Here is a 19,933-nt window from a genome sequence, read left to right on the forward strand (position 1 = left end):
GCACGGGTATCGAGTGGACCGATCTACACAACGGGGCTAAATGGAACCAAACCTACTAAACCGTAACCAACACATTTTGTCCTATAAGCCTCGTCGTACATCTCACTGACCTGGCGCCCCGCGTGGGAACGTGACCTTTGGGCGAAGATGCGGTGAAATAGGGAAGACGCGCGTACGGCGCGGCCGCGAGGCAAGGAGGAACATGGCGACCGTCGATGCAGCAGAAGCTCTCAAGTGTTCGTTCTGCCAGAAAACCCAACGCCAGGTAAAGAAACTCATCACCGGCTCGGGCGTATATATCTGCAATGAATGCATTGAGCTATGCAATGAGATTATCGCCGAGGAATTCGGGAAGGAAAACGATGGTTTTTCCCCGAATGAGCTTCCCGTTCCCGCTGATATTTACGCGTTTTTGAATGAGTATGTGGTGGGGCAGGATGCCGCCAAGCGCACGCTCGCCGTCGCCGTGTATAATCACTACAAGCGTTTGCGCGCCAAAGCTGCACCGCGTCCCGCCGATGGTGAGGATACCGTTGAGCTCGGCAAGTCCAATATTTTGCTGCTTGGACCCACCGGAACTGGGAAAACGTATCTTGCCCAGTCGCTGGCGTGGATGCTTGATGTGCCCTTCGCGATCGCGGATGCCACCTCTCTCACCGAAGCCGGGTACGTGGGCGAAGATGTCGAGAATATTTTATTGCGGCTCGTGCAGGCTGCCGGCGATGATGTGAAAAAGGCCGAATCCGGCATTATTTACATCGATGAAATCGATAAAATCACGCGCAAATCTGAAAATCCTTCCATTACCCGCGACGTGTCGGGGGAGGGCGTACAGCAGGCGCTTCTCAAGATCGTGGAAGGCACGGTTGCGGCGGTGCCCCCGCAGGGCGGGCGCAAGCATCCCCAGCAGGATTATCTCCAGATCAATACCTCGAATATTCTTTTTATTTGCGCCGGTGCGTTTGCGGGTTTGGAAGATGTTATTTCTACTCGCGTAGGGCGTCACGGTATCGGTTTCGGGGCGCAATTGCACGACGCCGAGGCCAATTCGACCATGCTTGCGCAAGTCACCCCGGAGGATCTTCACAAATACGGCCTTATCCCGGAGCTGGTGGGGCGCCTGCCCGTTATCGCAACGGTGGAAGCGCTGGGCGAAGACGACCTGGTGCAGATCCTCACCGAGCCACGCAATGCCCTGGTCAAGCAGTACACCCGCATGTTTGAGCTGGACGGGGTGCACCTGACCTTCCAGGACGAGGCACTGCGTGCCATGGCGCGTGAAGCTATGGAACGGGGCACCGGGGCCCGCGGGCTGCGCTCCATTATGGAACGGGTACTCGGCCCGGCCATGTTTGATGTGCCTTCCCGCAAGGATGTCCGGGAAGTGATTGTGACCCGCGCGGCGGTCACAGACGGTGCACCTGTGGAGATTGTTTCCGCTGCGCAACGGAAGAGCGCTTAGTGGGCGGCGAAGGGATGCGGCGCCATCCGGATGCAGAACGTTGCGCCGCGGAACTCGGGGCTTTGCGGGCGCGCCTCGACGTTTTGGATGCCCAACTTATTGAGCTGCTGGGGCAACGCAAGCAGGTGACCGATGCCGTGGGGAGCCTCAAGGACCGCTACCGGCTTCCCGCTCGCGATATGGCGCGCGAAGGTGTCCAGCACGCTCGAATTGCCGAGCTGGCGCGCGGGGCGGGGCTAGATCCCGAGTTTGCGGTGCGGGTGCATAATGTCATCACCTCGAGGGCCGTCGAGGATCACCAGCGTATTTCCCGCGCTTCCCGCGCTGCGCAGGCTGGCCGTGTTGTTCAGGCTCAGCGCGCTGAGCCTGAAGCTGGCGATGACGGCGCGCACTAGCTTCGCACAACACCGGGAGAAACGGGTCGGGGCGCGGACTAAGGTAGCCCACGCCCCGCTCTTGGCAGAACTATGACCTAGTCGCGGTTCTTATCGCCCTTATCCCCGTAAATATCGCGCCCGATCACGGTGGCGAAATCACGGAGCACCGCGGTGCGCTTCACCTTGAGGGAGGCGGTAAGGTAGCCGTTCTCCGGGGTGAAATCAATGGGCAGAATAACGAATTTACGGATGGATTCCGCGCGGGAAACCGCTTCGTTGGTGCGCTTAATGGCGCGATCCACCGCGGCGATAATCTGCGGATCGTGCACGGCCTCCGAAACGGACATGGCCGGCAGATTCTTGTTCTTCAGCCAGATAGGCAGCATCTCCGCGTCCAGGGTGATAAGCGCACCCACGAAAGGCCGCTGATCACCCACTACAACCACCTGCGAAATAAGTGGGTGTCCACGCAGCCGGTCTTCCAGGATTGCGGGAGAGACGTTCTTCCCCCCGGCGGTCACAATAAGTTCCTTCTTCCGCCCGGTAATCCACACGAAGCCATCTTCGATCTTGCCGAGGTCACCGGTGCGATACCAGCCGTCCTCGGTAAAAGCCTTGGCGGTTTCTTCCGGATTATTCAGGTACTTGTGGAAAACGTGATCGCCCTTGACAAGCACTTCGCCGTCGGTATCAATCGCAACGTGGCAGCCGGGATAGGCCGGACCCACCGAGCCGATTCGCTGGTGGTTGAAGCGGTTCACCGTGGTGGGTGCGGACGTTTCCGTTGCTCCGTAGCCTTCGAAAATATTAATCCCGATGCCACGGAAGAAATGCCCGAGCCGTGCACCCAGCGGCGCGCCACCAGAAATCACATTCTCGAGGTTCCCGCCGGTAATCTCCTTAATCTTGGAGTAGACCAGGCGTTCACCCACTTCGTGTTGGGCCCGCAATGCTAGCGAAGGCCCGGCTGCACTATCGAGGGCCCGCGAATAAGCAATCGCCACTTTGGCGTAGTAGCGGAAAATCTTCTGTTTCACGCCGGTGGCCTGGGCATCCGCCGCGTTGTAAATCTTTTCGAAAACACGCGGCACTGCCAAAATGTAATGCGGCTTGAAAGACTTCATATCTTCGACGAGGTTATGGGTATCGGGGCAGTGCCCGATGGTATTGCCCGCGTAGAAAGCCACCAGGTTAATAAAGCGCGCGAAAACATGGGCCATGGGGAGGAAGAGCAGGGTACGCTTCTCGCCGGAGAGGATCGGGGCGAGGTTATCATCCAACGGCCCGTTAATAACGACGTGCAGCAGGTTGCGGTGGCTGAGAACCACGCCCTTGGGCCGGCCTGTCGAGCCAGAGGTGTAGATGACGGTAGCTTCGTCGTCGGCATGCATAGCATCGATACGGCGGTCAATCTCAGCATCGAGATCCATGGTGCCGCGCGCGGAAATCCGGGCCAGGTCATCATCAGAAATAACGAAAATATCGCTAAAGAAATCAAAATCGGAACGGAAAGGCGCCATAACGGCGGCCATCTGCTGGTTTTCGACGACGGCAAAACGGCAGTGCGCATCTTCTACAATCCAGCGAGCCTGCTCCGTGGAATCAGTTTCGTACACGGTGACGGCCATCGCACCAATGGACCACAGCGCGAAATCAACAACGCAGAATTCATAGCGGGTGTGACACATGAGAGCGATACGATCCCCGGGCTGGACGCCCATGGCGATAAAGCCGCGTGCCAGCGCGCGATATTCGGATTCGAAAGTTCGCCATGCCACCGGCACCCATTGCCCCAGCGAGGCTTTGCGTGCCACCACGGTGCGCTCGGGCTGCTCGCGTGCGATGTTACGGAAAACCCACGGAATCGTCATTTCATCGGTGATATGAATCTTTCCGGGAGTGAAAACTTCAGTCCGCTCGATTTCGGCCATGATTCTCCTCAAGGTTACGCGTGAGTAAGTAAAGTGTACGGCACGCGCGGGAAACGGGGGTGGAGGCACGATGAGAGAGTTCTCATTACCTCCTCACCGCGATATTAACACGGGGCGGAACACTGGAGCCATGACGATCTCCATGAATGCTCTGCTTGCCGTGCTGCTACTTGTGGCGGCACTGTCCGTTGTCCTCCTTGAAACTTCAGTACGACGACGCATCCGCGCCTTCCGGCCCCTTCAGCTTTTTACGCTGGGAAGTGCTTTCCTTCTCGTTCCGGCTAATATCGCCCTGCTGGGCGGGAATGCGCCCACGAACCTGGAGCGGTGGGTGAGCCTGGGCTCCGTTGCGGCGCTGGCCACCCAGCTTGTTCTCCTGGTGAGTGGCTGGATTCCGGTGGGGGCGGCGGCGCCCACGCGCCGTATTCTCGCCGTCGGGGCGCATCCTGATGATCTGGAATTGGCATGCGGGGGTACTCTGGCGCGCTTGGCCGATGCGGGGCATGAGATTCATGCCATCGTGGCGGCGGACGGTGCGGTGGGAGGTAATGCCGGGGAGCGGGCCGGGGAAGCCCAGCGCGCCAGTACGTTCCTCGGGGTGACCTCACTGCGCACCCTCGGTCTACCCGATACCTGCCTCGCCGAACACGAAAATACTCTCACCGCCGCTATTGAAGAAAAAATCCGCGTCCTCAACCCGGATATTATTTTCACCCATTCAGCCCACGACCAGCACCAGGACCACACCGCCGTGCACCGCGCCACCATGAGGGCCGGACGGCGCCACCCGGCGATTCTTTGCTATGAATCCCTCTCCGCTACCGCAAACTTTTCTCCGCAAGTCTTCGTGGATATCACCGAGTACACCGGGGTGAAAAGCGCCGGGGTGGCTATCCACACCGACCAGATGGACAAGCCGTATATGGCCGGTGACGTCCTCACCGCCAAAGCTAATTTCCGGGGCGAACAAGCCAAAATGGAGGCCGCGGAAGCTTTTGAAGCGGTACGCATTCCCGCTTTCCGGGGCGTGCTTTAGATCATCGTGGCGTGCTCTCAGCCCGGGGTGCCTGCCTGCACCGTGCCTGCGCCGTTGCACTGCCCGCACCGCGAGCGCCGTCGCTCCGTGCGCCTGCGCGCGCCGTGGGCACCGTTGCCCCGTGCGTGCTCTGCTATACCGCACGCACCACTAGCACCGTCGCACCACCCCGCCCCGTTGCCCCGTCCCCTCCATCTTCTACCGAAGGACCATTATGATGAATCATTCACCTCTCAGCTCCCGCCCGCGCATGCTTGTCACCGGCGCCAGTGGCCCGGCTGGATCCTCCCTCCTCACCCAGCTGAGAGCCAGGGGAATTTCGGCGCTTGGTGTCGATATGGCGCCCCGTCCCCGCGCCGATGGCGCGACGATCCTCCGGTGCCCGCCCGCCACCGCCCCGGATTTTGTGAGTGCTCTGGCCGCTATCTGTGAGGAACACTCGATTGATCTCCTTATCCCCACGGTGGATGAAGAACTCTCCGTTCTCGCCCCGCTCCGTACCGCGCTGCTTCACCGCGCTCGCATTGCGGTAGCCCCCACCGCAGCGGTGGCGATTGCTGCCGATAAATGGCTCACCCATCGGGTAGCGGAGAGTAGTGGCCTGGCCGTGCCTCGCAGCCTGGAGGGCCCTGCCCTCACCGAAGAAGGCGCATACTGGCTCGGTTTCCCCTACGTGGTACGCCCGCGGGTGGCACGCGGCGGGCGCGGGGTACGCCTGGAAACATCATTCCCGCCCACCGTGCCACTGCGCGAGACCGAGATCGTTTCCGCCTTCCTCCCCGGAACCGAATACTGCGCGCAGCTGTATCTGCCTGCCCCGGGAAGCCGGCGACGGAACGGGGCCGCGAACGGCGCGGGAGATAACGCGCGGCGTTGCCCCACCGTCGTCGTGCTGGAAAAAACTAGCTTGGCTTCCGGTCAGCACGGAAACGCGACCGGGGTTCGGCGCGTGGAGGCCCCGGACGTTGCCGAGCTGGCGCTCGCTGCGGCTCGGGCGGTGGGCCTGAACGGAGCGGCCGACGTTGATATCCGCCGCGATACCCAAGGCCGCCCCGCCCTCATCGAAATCAATGCCCGTTTTGGCGCGCATAGCGCTCACGCACCCGAATTGCTGGAAGCGCTCCTGGACGCTTACGCACCCGCGCAGGCTACTTTGGCACCGTGCAGCACCGTCGAGGTGACCGCATGACCACCCTGCTCCTCATTCTTGCCGTTCCTACCCTCATCCTCACCGCGGTGACCTGGATGATGTACCCGGCTGCGATCCTGGGGGAGATGCGCCAGCAGCCCCGTCCGCTCTACGGTGCCCACACGAAAGTGTCGATTATTATCCCGGCCTATAACGAGGAAGTGGTACTCGGTGCCTGCCTGCGCTCCATCCTTGCCACTGGCTGGCTCCGGCTGGAAGTAATCGTCGTCGACGATGGCTCCACGGACGCCACTGCCGCCGTTGCGGCACCTTTCACCAGCGATCCACGCGTCACCTTCCTGAGCAAGACCAATGGTGGGAAAGGCAGCGCCCTCAATCTCGGTATTGCCCATGCCACCGGGGAGATCCTCATTTTTGTGGATGCCGACGGGCTTTTCACTTCCACCACCATTCCGGAGCTCCTGGCCGGATTCCGCCACCCCGGGGTGGGTGCTGTGTGCGGGAACGACCAGCCGGTCAATATTACCGGTCCGCTCACCGCGCTGCTCGCCCTTATGACTCACGTCGGGACAGGGATGACGCGCCGTGCGCTCGCCTTGCTGGGGATGCTCCCCATCGTGGCGGGAAATTCCGGGGCTTTCCGTGCTGATGCGGTGCGCCGGGTAGGTGGCTTCCGGGAAGATACCCTGGGGGAGGATCTGGAGCTTACCTGGCGGATCCACTTTGCCGGCTGGGACGTGGAATTTGCGCCCCATGCCCTCGTGCTGGCTGAAGTTCCCGCCACCCTGCCGGCCTTGTGGAAACAGCGAGTGCGCTGGCAACGCGGCCTCATCCAAACCGCTCGCATCCACCGCTCCCGCCTCACCTCCCCGTGGCGGCGCCCCATTGATGCCTACCTACCTATCAATCTTTTCTCACTCCTTGTTGCCCCGGTACTCCAGGTCGTCACCCTCGCGGTGTGGGCGGTGGCAGCACTCAGTGGCGCGGCACCGCACTGGATGAATGTACTGGTGGGGGCAGGACTGGTGGTCGCCCTCGCGGTAACGGTGCTCTCCCTTATCCTTGATCGCGCCTGGCGCGACCTGCGCCTCCTACCCGCCTTGCCTTTGTGGCTCCCCTTCTCCTGGATGATGAGCGCCGCCACGGTGCGCGCGATCTGGCTAGAAATACGCGGAAAAGCCAGCGAATGGAATAAGCTGGAACGAACGGGCGTGCACACCGTGCCGCTCCCGCCCGCCGCCGTCGAACGGGAAACAATGTGACATCACGTCCTATTACGATTCGTTTTCGGATTGCCGCCACCATGGTCGCGCTCGTCGCGGTCGTGCTGGCGGCAACCGGCGTAGCCGTTGTCCTCACCGAGAGCCGCATGTGGCGTGCCCAAGTGGACGCCACCCTGGTGCGAGTCGCAGATGAATTTCGGGTGCTGGCTGAAAACGGAGTCGATCCGGAAACCGGGCAGCCCTTCGCTGGGCCATCCCAGCTCATCGAAACCTACCTTTCGCGCACCGTACTCTCCGAAGCCGAAGGGGAGATGGGGATTGTAGACGGTCGGGTTGCCTGGGTAGGTGGTGATACCAGTCCTGTGCGCCCCGAGGAAGATTCCGGCCTGGTACGCCACCTTCTCCCACTCACCCGCAGCGGAGAGATCACGATGGGGACCTACGCGGGGGCGCAGCGTGAATACCGCTATATCGTGGTCCCGGTGCAGTTCTCCGGCTCGCAGCCCGGCGCGCTCGTGCACGTGTACCTTCTTGACGTCATCAGTGCCCGTATCTGGAATCTCATGACGGTGCTGGCGGTGGTCTACCTGGTGGCCGTCATCGGCGTCGTCGCCATCGCGTGGCGACTGGTGGGGCAGCTGCTACGCCCCGTGGAGCAACTGCGCGCCACGGCCGAAAATATTACCGCCAATGCGGATTTGTCCCGGCGGGTCCCGGTGGAAGGGCGCGACGACCTGGCGCGGCTATCAACGGCGATGAATACCATGCTCGATTCCCTGGAAACCATGGACGCAGATCAGCGTCAGCTTTTGGATGATGTTGGGCACGAGCTGCGCACCCCCATCACGATTGTGCGCGGGCACCTGGAGCTCATGGATGCCAACGACCCGAGTGATGCCTCGGATACCCGCGCCCTGGCCCTCGAAGAACTCGACCGCATGAATTCACTGGTTGGGGATTTACTCACCCTCGCGAAAGCCGAACGATCCGATTTTGTGGTGCCCCGCGAGATTGATATAGCCGCGCTCACGGAGCGGATCTTTGATAAAGCCACCGGGTTGGGCCCGCGTGCCTGGAACCTGGGCGCCGTGGCCAGTGGGCAGGTGCGCCTGGACCCGGAGCGTATCACCCAGGCGGTGCTGCAATTGGCGGCGAATGCGGTCAAATACTCCGACGAAGGCACCCCGGTGGAGATTTCTTCAAGCGTGGTAGCGGGGCGGGTGAGTTTCACGGTGGAAGATGCCGGCTGCGGGATCGCCCCGGAGGATACCGAACGTATTATGGAGCGTTTTGCGCGTGGGCGTAATACTGGGCGTTCGGAAGGCTCCGGGCTCGGGCTCGCGATTGTTAGCTCCATCGCGCGGGCTCACGGTGGGGAAGTCACGGTGCGCTCGCGGGTGGGGGAAGGCTCCGTATTTACCTTGAGTTTGCCCAGCGTTTACCTGGGTTCGTGATAGCCTCACAACCGGAGAAGGGAGCAAGATGAGCACCATCCTCATAGTCGAGGACGAAGAGCGCATTGCCCGCTTTATTGCGAAAGGCCTGAAAGCAGCCGGCTACACTTCCACCACCGCGTCAAACGGTGGGCAGGCCGTTGATCTGGCTGTTCACACTCCTTTTGATCTTATTATTTTGGATATTGGCCTGCCCGATATTGACGGATTTGCGGTGCTCGAGCGCCTGCGCGGGCAGGGCCTGGACACCCCGGTTATTCTCCTCACCGCCCGCACTTCCGTGACGGACCGCGTGGCCGGGCTCGAGGGCGGGGCCGATGATTACATGGCGAAGCCTTTTTCTTTTGAAGAACTGCTCGCGCGTATCCGTTTGCGTTTGCGCGACGCCGCAGCCACCCCGGCGCCAGCTAGTTCCGCCACCCAGCTTTCCCACGGCGGCATCATTCTGGATTTACTCTCCCACCACGCCCACGTGGGCGGGAAACAGGTGGAGCTGTCCGCCCGCGAATTTACCCTGCTGGAAACCTTTATGCGCCACCCGGGGCAGGTGCTATCCCGCGAGCAACTCCTTTCCCGGGTCTGGGGCTACGATTTCGATCCCGGTTCCAATGTGGTGGATGTGTACGTGCGCTACCTGCGTGGGAAAATCGGGCGGGACCGTATCGAAACGGTGCGCGGAATGGGCTACCGCCTGAGCTAAGGCAGCGGGGCCTTCTGGGTGAAGGAACGGTGCTGCTAGCTCAGGCGGTAGGACCGGGGTTCGCGACTGGTTTAGTCGTCATCCTCGTCGTCCCAATCGTCATCGTCGTTATCATCCCAATCATCGTCATCCGCGTCATCATCGTCCCAGTCATCATCCGAGTACTGGGGCGGTGCGGGGCGCGCGGGAGCCGGCGCCACCCGCTGCGGCGCGGGTGCCGGCGCTGCCGGGGCGGGAACTGGCGCCGGTGCCGGAGCGACGTTAGCGGGGGACGGGGCAGTGCCCGCGGGCGTCGTCGTCGTACTATTTGAAGTATCACCGGTGAACAGGTGCGCATTTTCGGCCACATCAACCAAAAGACTGCGCAGGGTGGCGTGCTGCGCGTTGTTGAGCGGCGGGCGCTCCGTGGGCGAAGAAACCGAAACGGTGCTGCCAGCGCCGGCGGAGCTCGCGGACGGGGAAGACGGCCCCGTGACGGTGACGGCGGGGCCCACGGACTGGGTGCCGCTCCCGCTCACGGCGTGGGCAAGCTGCATCCCCAAGAAACCGAGGAGCGCCAGCCCTAGAAGTACGGCAAGAAGTTTCACACGAGTTGTCATGTCCCTAAGTACACCGGAGCGAGATGACGGGGCCAGGAAACAATCATGAGAATCTTCTCATGTACGTGAAGTGGCGGGCCCGCTTTCGCAGACCCGCCACCCGGATTCACTCAATCGCGCGCTACGCTATGTGGAGCGCTGCGCCTTCGCGCCGTTGTTCTTGCGACGCTACTTCCGCTTCGGCTCCGGCTCATCCAGCTCGTAATCACCGATGGTGATCTGCTCGCTGGCCTCCGTACTCGGCGTGAAGCGGAGCTCCCCGCGCACGTGGGCGGCGCGCACCAGGTCCGCGCGCACCTCCTCGAGCAGGGCGGTATTCCCGCGCAGCTCCACCCGAGCGAAGCTGGTGCGCTGCGACACCTTCGCCGCGGATTTCACACCGCGCAGCACCGTGAGCGCCTGACCGGCCACCTCGAGCAGCTCCGCGTTCCCGGATCCCGCCGCCTCGCGCAGCGGCGCCGCCTCCGGCCACGCTGCCCGGTGCACCGAGCCGGTACGGTACCAGCTCCACACCTCGGCGGTGGCATAGGGGATAAAGGGCGCCAGCAAGCGTAGGAAAGTATCCACCGCAATCGCCAGCGTCACCCGGGCGCTCTCCGCCTCCGGCGTATCCGAATAGGCGCGGTCCTTGACCAGCTCCAGGTAATCATCACAGAAGGTCCAGAAAGCGGTTTCAGCTACTTCCAGAGCGCGGGTGTGATCAAAGACCTCAAAAGCGGCGGTGGCTTCCTCCACCACGCGCGCCAGATCGGCCAGCAGAGCCCGGTCAATCGGCTCGGTCACGCGGGAGGCATCCAGGCAGACCGGTGAACCTACCCCGCCCATGCCCAGCGCAAACTTCGAGGCGTTGAGCACCTTCATAGCAAGACGGCGCCCCACTTTCATCTGCTTTTCATCAAAGGCGGCATCCACGCCCAGGCGCGCGGAGGCAGCCCAGTAACGCACCGCGTCCGCACCGTGCCGCACCAGCAGATCCATAGGGGTCACCACATTGCCCTTGGACTTGGACATCTTCTTGTGATCCGGATCCAAAATCCACCCGGAAATCGTGGCGTGCTTCCAGGGCAGCTCCCCGAATTCCAGGTGCGCGCGCACCACGGTGGAGAAGAGCCACGTGCGGATAATATCCTGACCCTGCGGGCGCACGTCCATGGGGTACACACGCTCGAAAAGATCCTCATCGGTGAGCCAGCCCCCGGCGATCTGGGGGGAGAGCGACGACGTGGCCCAGGTATCCAAAATATCGGTTTCCCCGGCGAAGCCGCCCGGCTTGCCGCGCTGATCTTCGGTATAGCCGGCTGGCACATCACTGGAAGGATCCACGGGAAGGCTGGATTCCTCCGGCGTAATGACGGCGTCGTACTTTACTTCGCCGTTCTCCGAAATCTTGTACCACACCGGAATCGGCACCCCGAAGAAGCGCTGACGCGAAACAAGCCAGTCAGAGTTGAGCCCCTTGACCCAGTTGTCGTACCGCACATGCATGAAATCGGGGTGGAAAGCCAGCTTGTTGCCGGCTTCAATGAGGTTATCGCGCAGCTCCTTACCATTTTCTTCCACGTGGGAACGCCCGCCGTTGCGGATGTACCACTGGCGTGAGGTGACAATTTCGAGCGGCTTATCACCCTTCTCAAAGAAGTTAGTCTTACGCATGGTCGGCTTCTCATCACCGATCATTTCCCCGGTTTCCTTGAGTTTCTCCACCAGTGCCTTGCGCGCGGAGAACGTGGTTTTTCCGGCCATCTCAGCGTACATGGCGCGCCCGGCCTCCGAGGTAATCCACTCGGGGGTGTCACGCACCAGGCGCCCGTCCTTACCGAGCACACTGTGCAACGGAAGCTGCAATTCGCGCCACCACTCCACGTCGGTGATGTCACCGAATGTACAGCACATGGCGATACCGGCGCCCTTGTCCATTTCTGCCTTGGGGTGGGCGAGCACCGGAACTTCCATATCGAAAATCGGCACGCGCACCGTGGTCCCAAAAAGATGCTGGTAGCGGGTGTCATCAGGGTGCGCGATGAGGGCCACGCAGGCGGGCAGCAGCTCCGGGCGGGTGGTTTCAATAACGACGTCGCCGTCCGCGCCGTGGAATGCCAGCGCGTGATAGGCACCCGGATAATCGCGAGCCTCAAGTTCTGCCTGCGCCACCGCGGTTTGGAAGGTAATATCCCACAGGCCCGGGGCCTGCGCCTGGTAAGCCTCCCCGCGCGCGAGATTACGCAGAAAAGCGGTTTGGGCTACCTTCTGGGCCTTCTCTCCGATGGTCTGGTAATTCTGCTTCCAGTCCACGGACAGTCCCAGGTGGCGCCACAGGGCCTCGAATTGCTTTTCGTCTTCTTCGGACAGCTTCCAGCACAGCTCAATGAAATTACGCCGCGAAATGGGCACCTGGTCGGCGTACTTAATGGATTTTGCGCCGCCCTGGTGCGGGGGCACGAAATTCGGGTCGTAGGGGAGGGACGCATCCCCGCGCACCCCGTAGTAGTTTTGAACGCGCCGTTCGGTGGGCAGACCGTTATCATCCCAGCCCATCGGGTAGAACACCGATTTGCCACGCATGCGCTGGTAACGGGCCACGGTATCGGTGTGAGTGTAGGAAAAAACGTGGCCGATATGCAGCGAGCCAGAGACCGTGGGCGGCGGGGTATCTACCGAAAAGACTTCGGAGCGGGTAGCGGTGCGGTCGAAAGCATAGGTGCCTTCTTCTTCCCACCGTTCGCCCCAGGTAGTTTCAAGACCGTCGAGAGTGGCACGGTCCGGTACCTCCGTGTGATCGAGGAGTTTGGACTCTTGGTTAAAACTAGTCATGGGGCTATTGTTTCACGCCCCGTGCGCTGCGGGAAACTGCGCCATACGTGAGAGGGGCGACGGCGCAGCTACGGCGCGCGGTGCTCGGGCACCGTAGCGGTGGTATCCGAGGCCGTCAGAATGGCGCACGGCCCCGTTAGAGAGGGGTATCCGGTTCCACCAGGTGGGCGCGCAACAGCTCAAAAACAGCCGGATCAATCCCGTGCCCGAGGAGGTACTCGCGTGCCCCGCCAGCCGCCTCAATGCGCACCGTGGCGGCGCTCAGAGCTTCTTCAGTCACGTACACGGCGCGGTGCGCGGCGGCCCCGGGGATATATTCGCGCCCCATCACGAAGGCAAGATCCTCCTGATAACTCTCGCCCAACGCCGTGGCGGAGGTGAGGTAATCAGCCAGGATTGTGTCGCGGCTCGCCCCGAGGATGGAGAGGATAAGCCCGGTGACCACCCCGGTGCGGTCCTTACCGGCGGTGCAGTGGATAAGCACCCCGCCTTCCGCGGATAGCTCCGCGGCCGCGGTGACCGCCTGCGCCAATTGCCCACCGAAATTGCGGGCCATCTGCATATACAAATCGGCAAGTTCGGACCATTCCAGGTGGGCAAGTTGGTTATTGAAAATAGGCACGGAAGCAACGCTCACCCCGTAATCTGCCCAATTGGTGGTGCCGGCGCGTTCGGCGTCGTCGCGCAAATCAATAACACCGGTGATGCCCTGTGCTCTCAAAAAATCTCCCAGGCTCTCATCGTGGCGGAAAGCAGCGGAAGAACGCAGCAGGGCGCGCTCGCGGATATGCCCGCCGGCCACCGGGGTTCCGCCCAGGGAACGAAGATTATGCAGGCCGAGGGGCAAGCGTGGGGAAGTCATCACTGTCCTTTCGAACTGGCGTAGAGGGTGTTTTCCAGGAGGTAGGCGCCGGGGCCGTCCCAGTCCAGCGGGTCGCTCGGGCTCCAGCCAGGCCGCCCGGCCCGCCGCCCGATAGCCACCACTGCCTCAGGCGTGTACGCAAAGATTTCCTCGCCCGGCTCCATTCCACTGGGCAATGAGGCTGCAACGTCGTCCAGGTAGATGATGTCCTGTTGGATACTGGCCTCGCTGATCTGTACCACCGAAAAAGCCGAGCGGGCTCGTGCGCTTTCCCATTCGGGGCCCCGTCCGAGCGTTGTTTCGTTGGAGAGAGCCGGGCCGACTACTACCGGAACGCCTCCGGCGCGTCCGCGTCCGGCCAGGTGGTAGTGGCCCGCCAGCACCACGGTGGGCGCCGCTTCCCAGGATTGCAGGCCCTGTGCCAGGCGCGGAGCGTCCATGAGGCGCAGTGCCCCGTGGAGCACCGTCGGGGCGGTCAGCGGTGGGTGGTGGAGGACAAGGACGGAGTGGAGAGGTGCACTCTCTTCCTCGTGGGCGGGCGTACCGTCCACTTTTGTGGCGCCGTAGGCGTCGGTCACAGCGTCCTCGATACGGTGAATCTGTTCGCCGAGGTAGCCGAAGCCACGCCCGGGAACGGAGCTATCTGCCGCAACGAAGCGCCAGCGCGCCTTTCCCACCGTGATATCGGTGATGGTAAAAATCGGGTCCAGGGGCGCGCCGGGCAGGCTGAGGGCTTCGCGCATCGCCGCGCGCCGGTCATGATTCCCGCAGGCCCAGACTACTGGGGCACCCCACTGCTGCGCGAGCGGGGCGAGGGTGCGGGCCGCGAAAGTATACGAATCGGGCGTGCCGTCATCGGAAATATCTCCGGAGACCACGATGGCCTGGCAGGGCGCGAGCTCGCCAGCGGCCGCAGCAGCCGCCTCCAGTAGCCCGGAAGTATCAATTTTTCCGTAGTGGCGGGCGCGCTCGGCTAGAAGGTGGGTATCGGAGAGGTGCAGGATTCGCAGGCTCATAGGTCATCGTCTCCCTCGGATAGCGTGGTGGATACGGCGGATGTAGCTGATGCTGCGGACGGGGCGGGTATGGCGGGTGGCGCGGAATTCCCCGCTTGTGTCGGCTCGGGCAATAACGGCACCGCTGCGATAAGTTCCCGGGTGGCAGGGTGGCGCGGATGCTCCAGCACCTGCGCCGTGGGAGCATATTCGACGACGGTGCCCCCGCGTAGCACGAGGGTGTCCTCGCACAGATTCTGGACAATGCCTAAGTCATGGGAGATAACAATGAGGGTGAGGTCCAGGCGGGTGCGCAGGTCGTGGAGAAGCTCCAGGACAGTGGCTCGCACCGAAACGTCGAGGGCGGAGACGGGCTCATCGGCGATAAGAACCTTGGGTTGGCAGCCCACGGCACGGGCAATTGCCACCCGCTGGCGCTGCCCTCCCGAAAGTTCGTGCGGATAGCGGGAGCCCCATTCCGGGTTGAGATCCACGGCGGCCAGCGCATCGCGCACCATCTCCCGGTGGTTGCCGGGAACGCGCAGCAGGCGCAGCGGTTCTTCAATAATCCGGCCTACCGTCATCCGCGGATTGAGGGAAGCAAAAGGATCTTGCAGCACCAATTGGACTTCGTGGCGCAGGCGGGTAACACCCAACTTTCCGTAGCGCACCTCCTGACCCCGGTAGGTGATTGAGCCGCCGCTAGGCTCGAGTAAACCGAGCATCATGCGGCTGAGCGTGGTTTTTCCCGAGCCGGATTCGCCAATAATCCCCAGCGACCGCCCCGCTCGCACCTCGAAAGACGTGGGTGCCAGAGCCAGGGTGCTTCCGTAGGATTTAGTGACGTTCCGGCAGCTGAACAGCACATCCCCGCGTTTGACGGGCCAGTCCTTTTCCAGCGGGGCCCGGGAAGTCATCCGGAGGGCAGCCTCGCGCGGATCCCAGGTTTTTTCCGATGCGCTTGTCATGACCGGTCACCTCCGTGCACCGCCAGGCCTTGCTGTTCTCCTAGTTCCGGGGCGACCACCTGCGCTTCTCCTACCCGCGCTTGGCCGCCCACCGCTGCTGGGCGTTGCAAGCTAGTGGCGCGAGCCGCGGCCACCAGCCCTTGAGTATAGAGATGCGCGGGGCGGAGCAAAATATCCGCGGCGCTACCTTCTTCCACCAATTCTCCCCGGCGCAGCACGAGGATACGTTCGGAGGTGTGGTAGGCCACCGCCATATCGTGGGTAATCATGAGAACAGCGGTGCCATGTTCGCGGGCGGCATCGTCCATGAGCTGCAAAATATGGGACTGCACCGTGGCATCCAGGGCCGTCGTCGGCTCATCTGCGATAAGAAGGGCGGGGGCCAAACTCATCGCCATGGCAATAACTACGCGTTGGCGCTGGCCCCCGGAAAGCTCATGGGGGAAGCGGTTAATGATGTTTTCCGGGCTAGGGAGCTCAACCATGCGGGCCAGCTCGCTGGCCCGCTGCGCCGTCGCCGATTTTTTTAATCCCGCGTGAATACGAGAAGCCGCCACCAACTGGTGCTTAATGCGCACAATCGGGTTGAGTGCTGTATGCGGTTCCTGGAAAATACAGCCGATACGGCGCCCGCGGATTTTCTGGAACTCCGCGTCCGAAGCGCCTACTAATTCGCGCCCCTCGAAACGAATCGAACCGGTCACGCGTGCCCCGCGGGGGAGCAGCCCTTGGATTGCCATGGCCGTGATCGATTTTCCGGATCCGGATTCGCCGATGAGGCAGACGCGTTCGCCGGCCTCCACCGTGAAGGAAACTCCCCGCACCACGTCAGTGGAACCGAAAGCCACAGTGAGATCACGTACCTCAAGAAGACTCATCGTGTCTCCCTTCCGCGCGGATCGAGCACGTCGCGCAGGCCGTCCCCCAAGAGGTTAAATCCAATAATCGTAAGGATAATCGCGGTGGCCGGAATGAGAATAACCGTCGGGTGGGAATACATGAAACTCTGGTAGGTGGAGAGCATACGCCCCCAGGAGGGAGTGGGCGGCGGAGTTCCCAGCCCCAGGTAGGACAGCCCAGCCTCCGCCAGCGTGGCCGTTCCCATGACCTGGGTGACACGTACGATCAGTGTGGGCGTGATCGCCGGGAAAATATGACGCGAAAGAATCCACCAGGAACGCGCCCCCGCGGCCACGGCGAGGAGCACATGATCGGAGGCGGTGGCACGGCGCAATTCGGGCAGTACGGTGCGGGTAACCGCCGGGGCGGAGCCCAATCCGATGGCAACGGTGGAAGTGAGGGTGGAGCCAGAAAAAGCGGTGACAAGGATGAGGGCAATAATGAGCGTGGGGAAAGCCACCCACACGTCGGTGAGGCGCTCCATCAGGGAGCCGAGCCAACGCGGGGCATATACAATAACCGAGGCGAGGAGCAACCCGACCACCAAGGCTACCGCCGCTCCACCCACGCTGGTGAGCACCGTGACCCGCGAACCAAGCACCATGAGGGAGAAAATATCACGCCCGAGTTGGTCGGCGCCGAACCAGTGCGCCCCGTTCGGGCGGGCCCAGGAAGCCCGCGAATCCACACTTTCGGGATCATAAGGTACCCAGATGAAGGAGAGCAGGAAGGTGGCCAGCACCGCCAGTACCACCACGGTGCCGATGAGGCCGGCCGGATTGCGCAGCAGCGCCCGCAACCGTGCCCGCCACGGCGACGTAGCGGAGAGCGCTCGCAGCGCCGGAGAAGGAATACTCATCGCAACCTCACTCTCGGATCGAGGAGGCGGGAAGCCACGTTGGAGAGCATCATCAGGAGAATAACCGCTCCGGAGAGCACCATGAGGAAACCTTGGACAGTAACAATATCGCGGGTGGATACGCTCGCAACCAGATGGTGCCCGATGCCGGGAAGTGCAAAGACCTGTTCGACCACCACGGTGCCCATGAGGAGGGCCGCCGCATCGAGAGCGATAACAGCCAGCAGGGGGAGCCAGGCGTTTCGCAGCGCCTGAGTGAGGAGGGCACGCCTGCGACTCATCCCCTGGGCGCGAGCGGTGCGCACATAATCCTGGCCGAGCTGTTCCAGCACGGCGGAACGCACGTAGCGCACCAGTCCCGCCGTTTGTGGAATCGCCAGGGTAATGGCGGGCAGGATGAGACTACGGAGCGCCGCCCCCGGATCGCCCCATCCCTCGCGCGGGAAACCGGTGGAGGGAAGATGAAGCGGGGTTGCTAGGTACATCACGAGCAACATACCCACGATGAACGTAGGGATGGCGATACCCAGCTGGGAAAGCCAGGAGACGAGGCGCCCGGTCAGGGTGGTGGAACGGGCCGCGGCATACACCCCGATCAGCAAGGCGAAAATAACCGCCAAACTCAAGGACATGAGAGCGAGGGGTACGGTGACCTGGAGCTTCGTCACGAGCTCGTGGGTCACGGAAAGAGAAGAAAAAGGGGAGGTGCCGAAATCTCCGGTGAGGGCAGCGCCTAACCAGCTCAGATACTGGACGACGAGAGGACGATCCCAGCCGTGCTCGGCCCGGATCGCCTCGATTTGCGCGTCGGTAGCATCCAGGCCACCCATAATGACAGCCGGATCCCCGGGCAGGGTGTGGAGCGCGAAGAAAATTACGAAAGAGGCGAGGAATAACGCCGCCACCGCCCACCCCAGCGCAGCGAGCACGATGCGGGCGGTGCGCGACGTCGTGGTGCGAAGCACCGTTTCGCGGTCCACGGTGCCGGGATCCGCAGTGGCCCCCGGCACCTGCGCGAGCGCGAGTGGTTCAGCCATTAACGCGCAACCTGAATATCAGCGGCGTAGAAGCGAGAACCGGTCCGGTTGGTCGGGAATCCGGAGACCCCTTCCCGGGAGAAAATAATGGCCTTGGGGCTGTAGAGCCAATCCGAGGCTGCATCTTCGGAAACGAAAGCGGCCAGCTCACCGAGCTTCTTATCGCGTTCGGCCAGCGAACTGGCGGTCATCGCTTCCTTATTGAGGCGCTGGGCCTGCGCGCTGTCGTAATGCCAGTAGTAGCTAGGATTCGAGTAGTAGGTGAGCGTCCACGGATCCACGTGGAGCACCATGGTCATATCGTAATTTCCCCCGCGGTAGACCTCATCGAGCCAGCTGGAAAATTCCATCCGGTCAATCGTCACATTAATGCCGATCTCCTTGAGCTGGGCAGCCACATATTCGGAAATAGCGGAATCGTAATTATTAGCTACCCGCAGGTTGAGAGAGAGATTCTCAACGCCGGCCTTTTTGAGCAGTTCACGGGCCGCCTGCGGATCATAGGAATCAATGTCATTGAGGGAATCACTCCACCAGGCCATCCCGGGAGAAACCATGGAACCCACCCGCACCATGTTCCCACCCAGCGCGGTAATGAGGCCATCCTTATCGATGCCCTTACGGATAGCGGTACGCACATCCTTATTAGCCAGAGCCGGGTTGCTGTGGTTGAAGCCGAGCGTCATCCATGAGGTTTCCGTACCCTGCGAGGTAATAATTGCCGGGTCGGCCGCGAACCGCTCCACCGTATCGGTGTTCTGGGTGGTGAGAATATCAATTTGTCCCGAGGCAAGCGCATTGCCGGCTGCGGTCTGATCCGCGTAATAGTGGTAGACCACTTCCTTGGTGCCGGCCGGATCGCCCCAGTAATTGTCATTGCGTTCGAGGGTAATGGTGGATCCGGTCTTCCAATCACCGATGGTGAAGGGGCCGGTACCGTTCGATTCCTTATTCAAATCGACCGTGTTATCGGAAGGAACCATCATGGCAGCGTCCGTAGACATGCTGTCCAAGAAATTCATATTCGGTTCGGATAGAGTAACGACGACGGTATGCGGGTCGGAAGCCTGCGCGGATTTAAAAGTGCGCATGAGCTTATGATCGGGATTCTTCGACCCCTCGGCAGCAGAAGCTTCCAGGGTGGCAACAACATCCGCGGCATCAAAATCAGAACCGTCGTGGAATTTAACACCCTCGCGCAGATGGAAAGTATAGCTCAGCCCATCTTCGGAAATATCCCAGGAGGTAGCCAAAGCTGGCAAGATATCACCGTTTTCAGCGCGGCGGGTGAGTCCTTCATAAACATTATCGATAACAAGCTGATCGAGGGCCGCGCCGGATACCGAGGTCGGATCCAGGCCGGTGGGTTCCAAAATAAAACCAACGTGCACCGAGGCATCCGGGTTCGCATTCTGAACCGGGGCTGGGCCGCTAGCGGAGGAAGAAGCCTCATTGGAGGGCGGGTTGGTTGAGCAGCCGGACAGCGCGAGTCCGGCAACGAGCAGGGCGACGCCCGCAAAACGCTTCATATCTGTTCCCATCAGGTAGTGAAGTCAAAATATGGCTCGG

At 61.8% G+C, this 19,933-nt stretch carries 17 protein-coding genes; 7 read left to right on the top strand and 10 right to left on the bottom strand.

Translation table 11 applies throughout. The features are described 5' to 3' along the window. Positions 1-202 precede the first annotated feature (202 nt). Both clpX and ACRQEG_RS01135 read left to right on the top strand, forming a co-directional pair. Complete coding sequence (clpX, locus tag ACRQEG_RS01130) at positions 203-1,462, top strand: ATP-dependent Clp protease ATP-binding subunit ClpX (RefSeq protein ID WP_435730809.1); 1,260 nt, start codon at positions 203-205, stop codon at positions 1,460-1,462. Further along, positions 1,462-1,857: a chorismate mutase gene (locus tag ACRQEG_RS01135; RefSeq protein ID WP_435730808.1), complete on the top strand. Its 396-nt coding sequence runs from the start codon at positions 1,462-1,464 to the stop codon at positions 1,855-1,857. Before clpX ends, ACRQEG_RS01135 begins: the two co-directional genes overlap by 1 nt. Positions 1,858-1,934: 77 nt before the next feature. On the opposite strand, the gene ACRQEG_RS01140 is transcribed toward ACRQEG_RS01135, so the two are convergent. Then, positions 1,935-3,770 carry an AMP-dependent synthetase/ligase gene (locus ACRQEG_RS01140; RefSeq protein ID WP_394532635.1) on the bottom strand — a complete coding sequence of 612 codons (1,836 nt, stop codon included), beginning with the start codon at positions 3,768-3,770 and terminating at the stop codon, positions 1,935-1,937. Between the two features lie 130 nt (positions 3,771-3,900). Here ACRQEG_RS01140 and ACRQEG_RS01145 point away from each other — a divergent pair, with 130 nt between their 5' ends. The 5 genes from ACRQEG_RS01145 to ACRQEG_RS01165 all read left to right on the top strand — a co-directional run bounded on the left by ACRQEG_RS01145 (position 3,901) and on the right by ACRQEG_RS01165 (position 9,333). After that, the gene (locus ACRQEG_RS01145; protein ID WP_435730807.1) at positions 3,901-4,806 is read left to right on the top strand and encodes a PIG-L deacetylase family protein; all 906 of its coding nucleotides are present in this window, start codon (positions 3,901-3,903) and stop codon (positions 4,804-4,806) included. Between the two features lie 214 nt (positions 4,807-5,020). Further along, complete coding sequence (locus tag ACRQEG_RS01150) at positions 5,021-5,995, top strand: ATP-grasp domain-containing protein (RefSeq protein ID WP_435730806.1); 975 nt, start codon at positions 5,021-5,023, stop codon at positions 5,993-5,995. Continuing rightward, a complete protein-coding gene (locus ACRQEG_RS01155; RefSeq protein WP_435730805.1) occupies positions 5,992-7,218 on the top strand; it encodes a glycosyltransferase family 2 protein in 1,227 nt (408 codons plus the stop codon). Before ACRQEG_RS01150 ends, ACRQEG_RS01155 begins: the two co-directional genes overlap by 4 nt. Next, positions 7,215-8,633: a sensor histidine kinase gene (locus ACRQEG_RS01160; RefSeq protein WP_435730804.1), complete on the top strand. Its 1,419-nt coding sequence runs from the start codon at positions 7,215-7,217 to the stop codon at positions 8,631-8,633. The genes ACRQEG_RS01155 and ACRQEG_RS01160 overlap by 4 nt, the downstream gene beginning before the upstream one ends. Positions 8,634-8,661: 28 nt before the next feature. Next, positions 8,662-9,333: a response regulator transcription factor gene (locus ACRQEG_RS01165; RefSeq protein ID WP_274735059.1), complete on the top strand. Its 672-nt coding sequence runs from the start codon at positions 8,662-8,664 to the stop codon at positions 9,331-9,333. A 71-nt stretch (positions 9,334-9,404) separates the two neighbouring features. Here the strand turns inward: ACRQEG_RS01165 and ACRQEG_RS01170 are convergent, their stop codons facing one another. The 9 genes from ACRQEG_RS01170 to ACRQEG_RS01210 all read right to left on the bottom strand — a co-directional run bounded on the left by ACRQEG_RS01170 (position 9,405) and on the right by ACRQEG_RS01210 (position 19,893). Further along, entirely contained in the window at positions 9,405-9,932 is a 528-nt protein-coding gene (locus tag ACRQEG_RS01170) for a hypothetical protein (protein ID WP_435730803.1), read from the bottom strand. A 168-nt stretch (positions 9,933-10,100) separates the two neighbouring features. After that, on the bottom strand, positions 10,101-12,743 hold the full coding sequence (gene valS, locus ACRQEG_RS01175) for a valine--tRNA ligase (protein ID WP_435730802.1): 2,643 nt from the start codon (positions 12,741-12,743) through the stop codon (positions 10,101-10,103). 136 nt (positions 12,744-12,879) lie between these two features. Further along, on the bottom strand, positions 12,880-13,605 hold the full coding sequence (locus ACRQEG_RS01180) for a tyrosine-protein phosphatase (RefSeq protein ID WP_435730801.1): 726 nt from the start codon (positions 13,603-13,605) through the stop codon (positions 12,880-12,882). Next, positions 13,605-14,621, bottom strand: a complete 1,017-nt coding sequence (locus tag ACRQEG_RS01185) for a metallophosphoesterase family protein (protein WP_435730800.1) — start codon at positions 14,619-14,621, stop codon at positions 13,605-13,607. The genes ACRQEG_RS01180 and ACRQEG_RS01185 overlap by 1 nt, the downstream gene beginning before the upstream one ends. Beyond that, positions 14,618-15,568 (bottom strand): ABC transporter ATP-binding protein, encoded by a 951-nt coding sequence (locus ACRQEG_RS01190; RefSeq protein WP_435730799.1) that lies wholly within the window; start codon positions 15,566-15,568, stop codon positions 14,618-14,620. The genes ACRQEG_RS01185 and ACRQEG_RS01190 overlap by 4 nt, the downstream gene beginning before the upstream one ends. Further along, positions 15,565-16,446 carry an ABC transporter ATP-binding protein gene (locus tag ACRQEG_RS01195; RefSeq protein ID WP_435730798.1) on the bottom strand — a complete coding sequence of 294 codons (882 nt, stop codon included), beginning with the start codon at positions 16,444-16,446 and terminating at the stop codon, positions 15,565-15,567. The genes ACRQEG_RS01190 and ACRQEG_RS01195 overlap by 4 nt, the downstream gene beginning before the upstream one ends. Next, positions 16,443-17,327 carry an ABC transporter permease gene (locus ACRQEG_RS01200; protein ID WP_320757326.1) on the bottom strand — a complete coding sequence of 295 codons (885 nt, stop codon included), beginning with the start codon at positions 17,325-17,327 and terminating at the stop codon, positions 16,443-16,445. The genes ACRQEG_RS01195 and ACRQEG_RS01200 overlap by 4 nt, the downstream gene beginning before the upstream one ends. Next, positions 17,324-18,364: an ABC transporter permease gene (locus ACRQEG_RS01205; protein WP_320757325.1), complete on the bottom strand. Its 1,041-nt coding sequence runs from the start codon at positions 18,362-18,364 to the stop codon at positions 17,324-17,326. Before ACRQEG_RS01205 ends, ACRQEG_RS01200 begins: the two co-directional genes overlap by 4 nt. Further along, complete coding sequence (locus ACRQEG_RS01210) at positions 18,364-19,893, bottom strand: ABC transporter substrate-binding protein (RefSeq protein WP_320757324.1); 1,530 nt, start codon at positions 19,891-19,893, stop codon at positions 18,364-18,366. Before ACRQEG_RS01210 ends, ACRQEG_RS01205 begins: the two co-directional genes overlap by 1 nt. Positions 19,894-19,933 lie beyond the last annotated feature (40 nt).

Origin of the sequence: Actinotignum stranguriae (assembly GCF_051265215.1) — a bacterium.
Classification (GTDB): Bacteria; Actinomycetota; Actinomycetes; order Actinomycetales; family Actinomycetaceae; genus Actinotignum; species Actinotignum schaalii_C.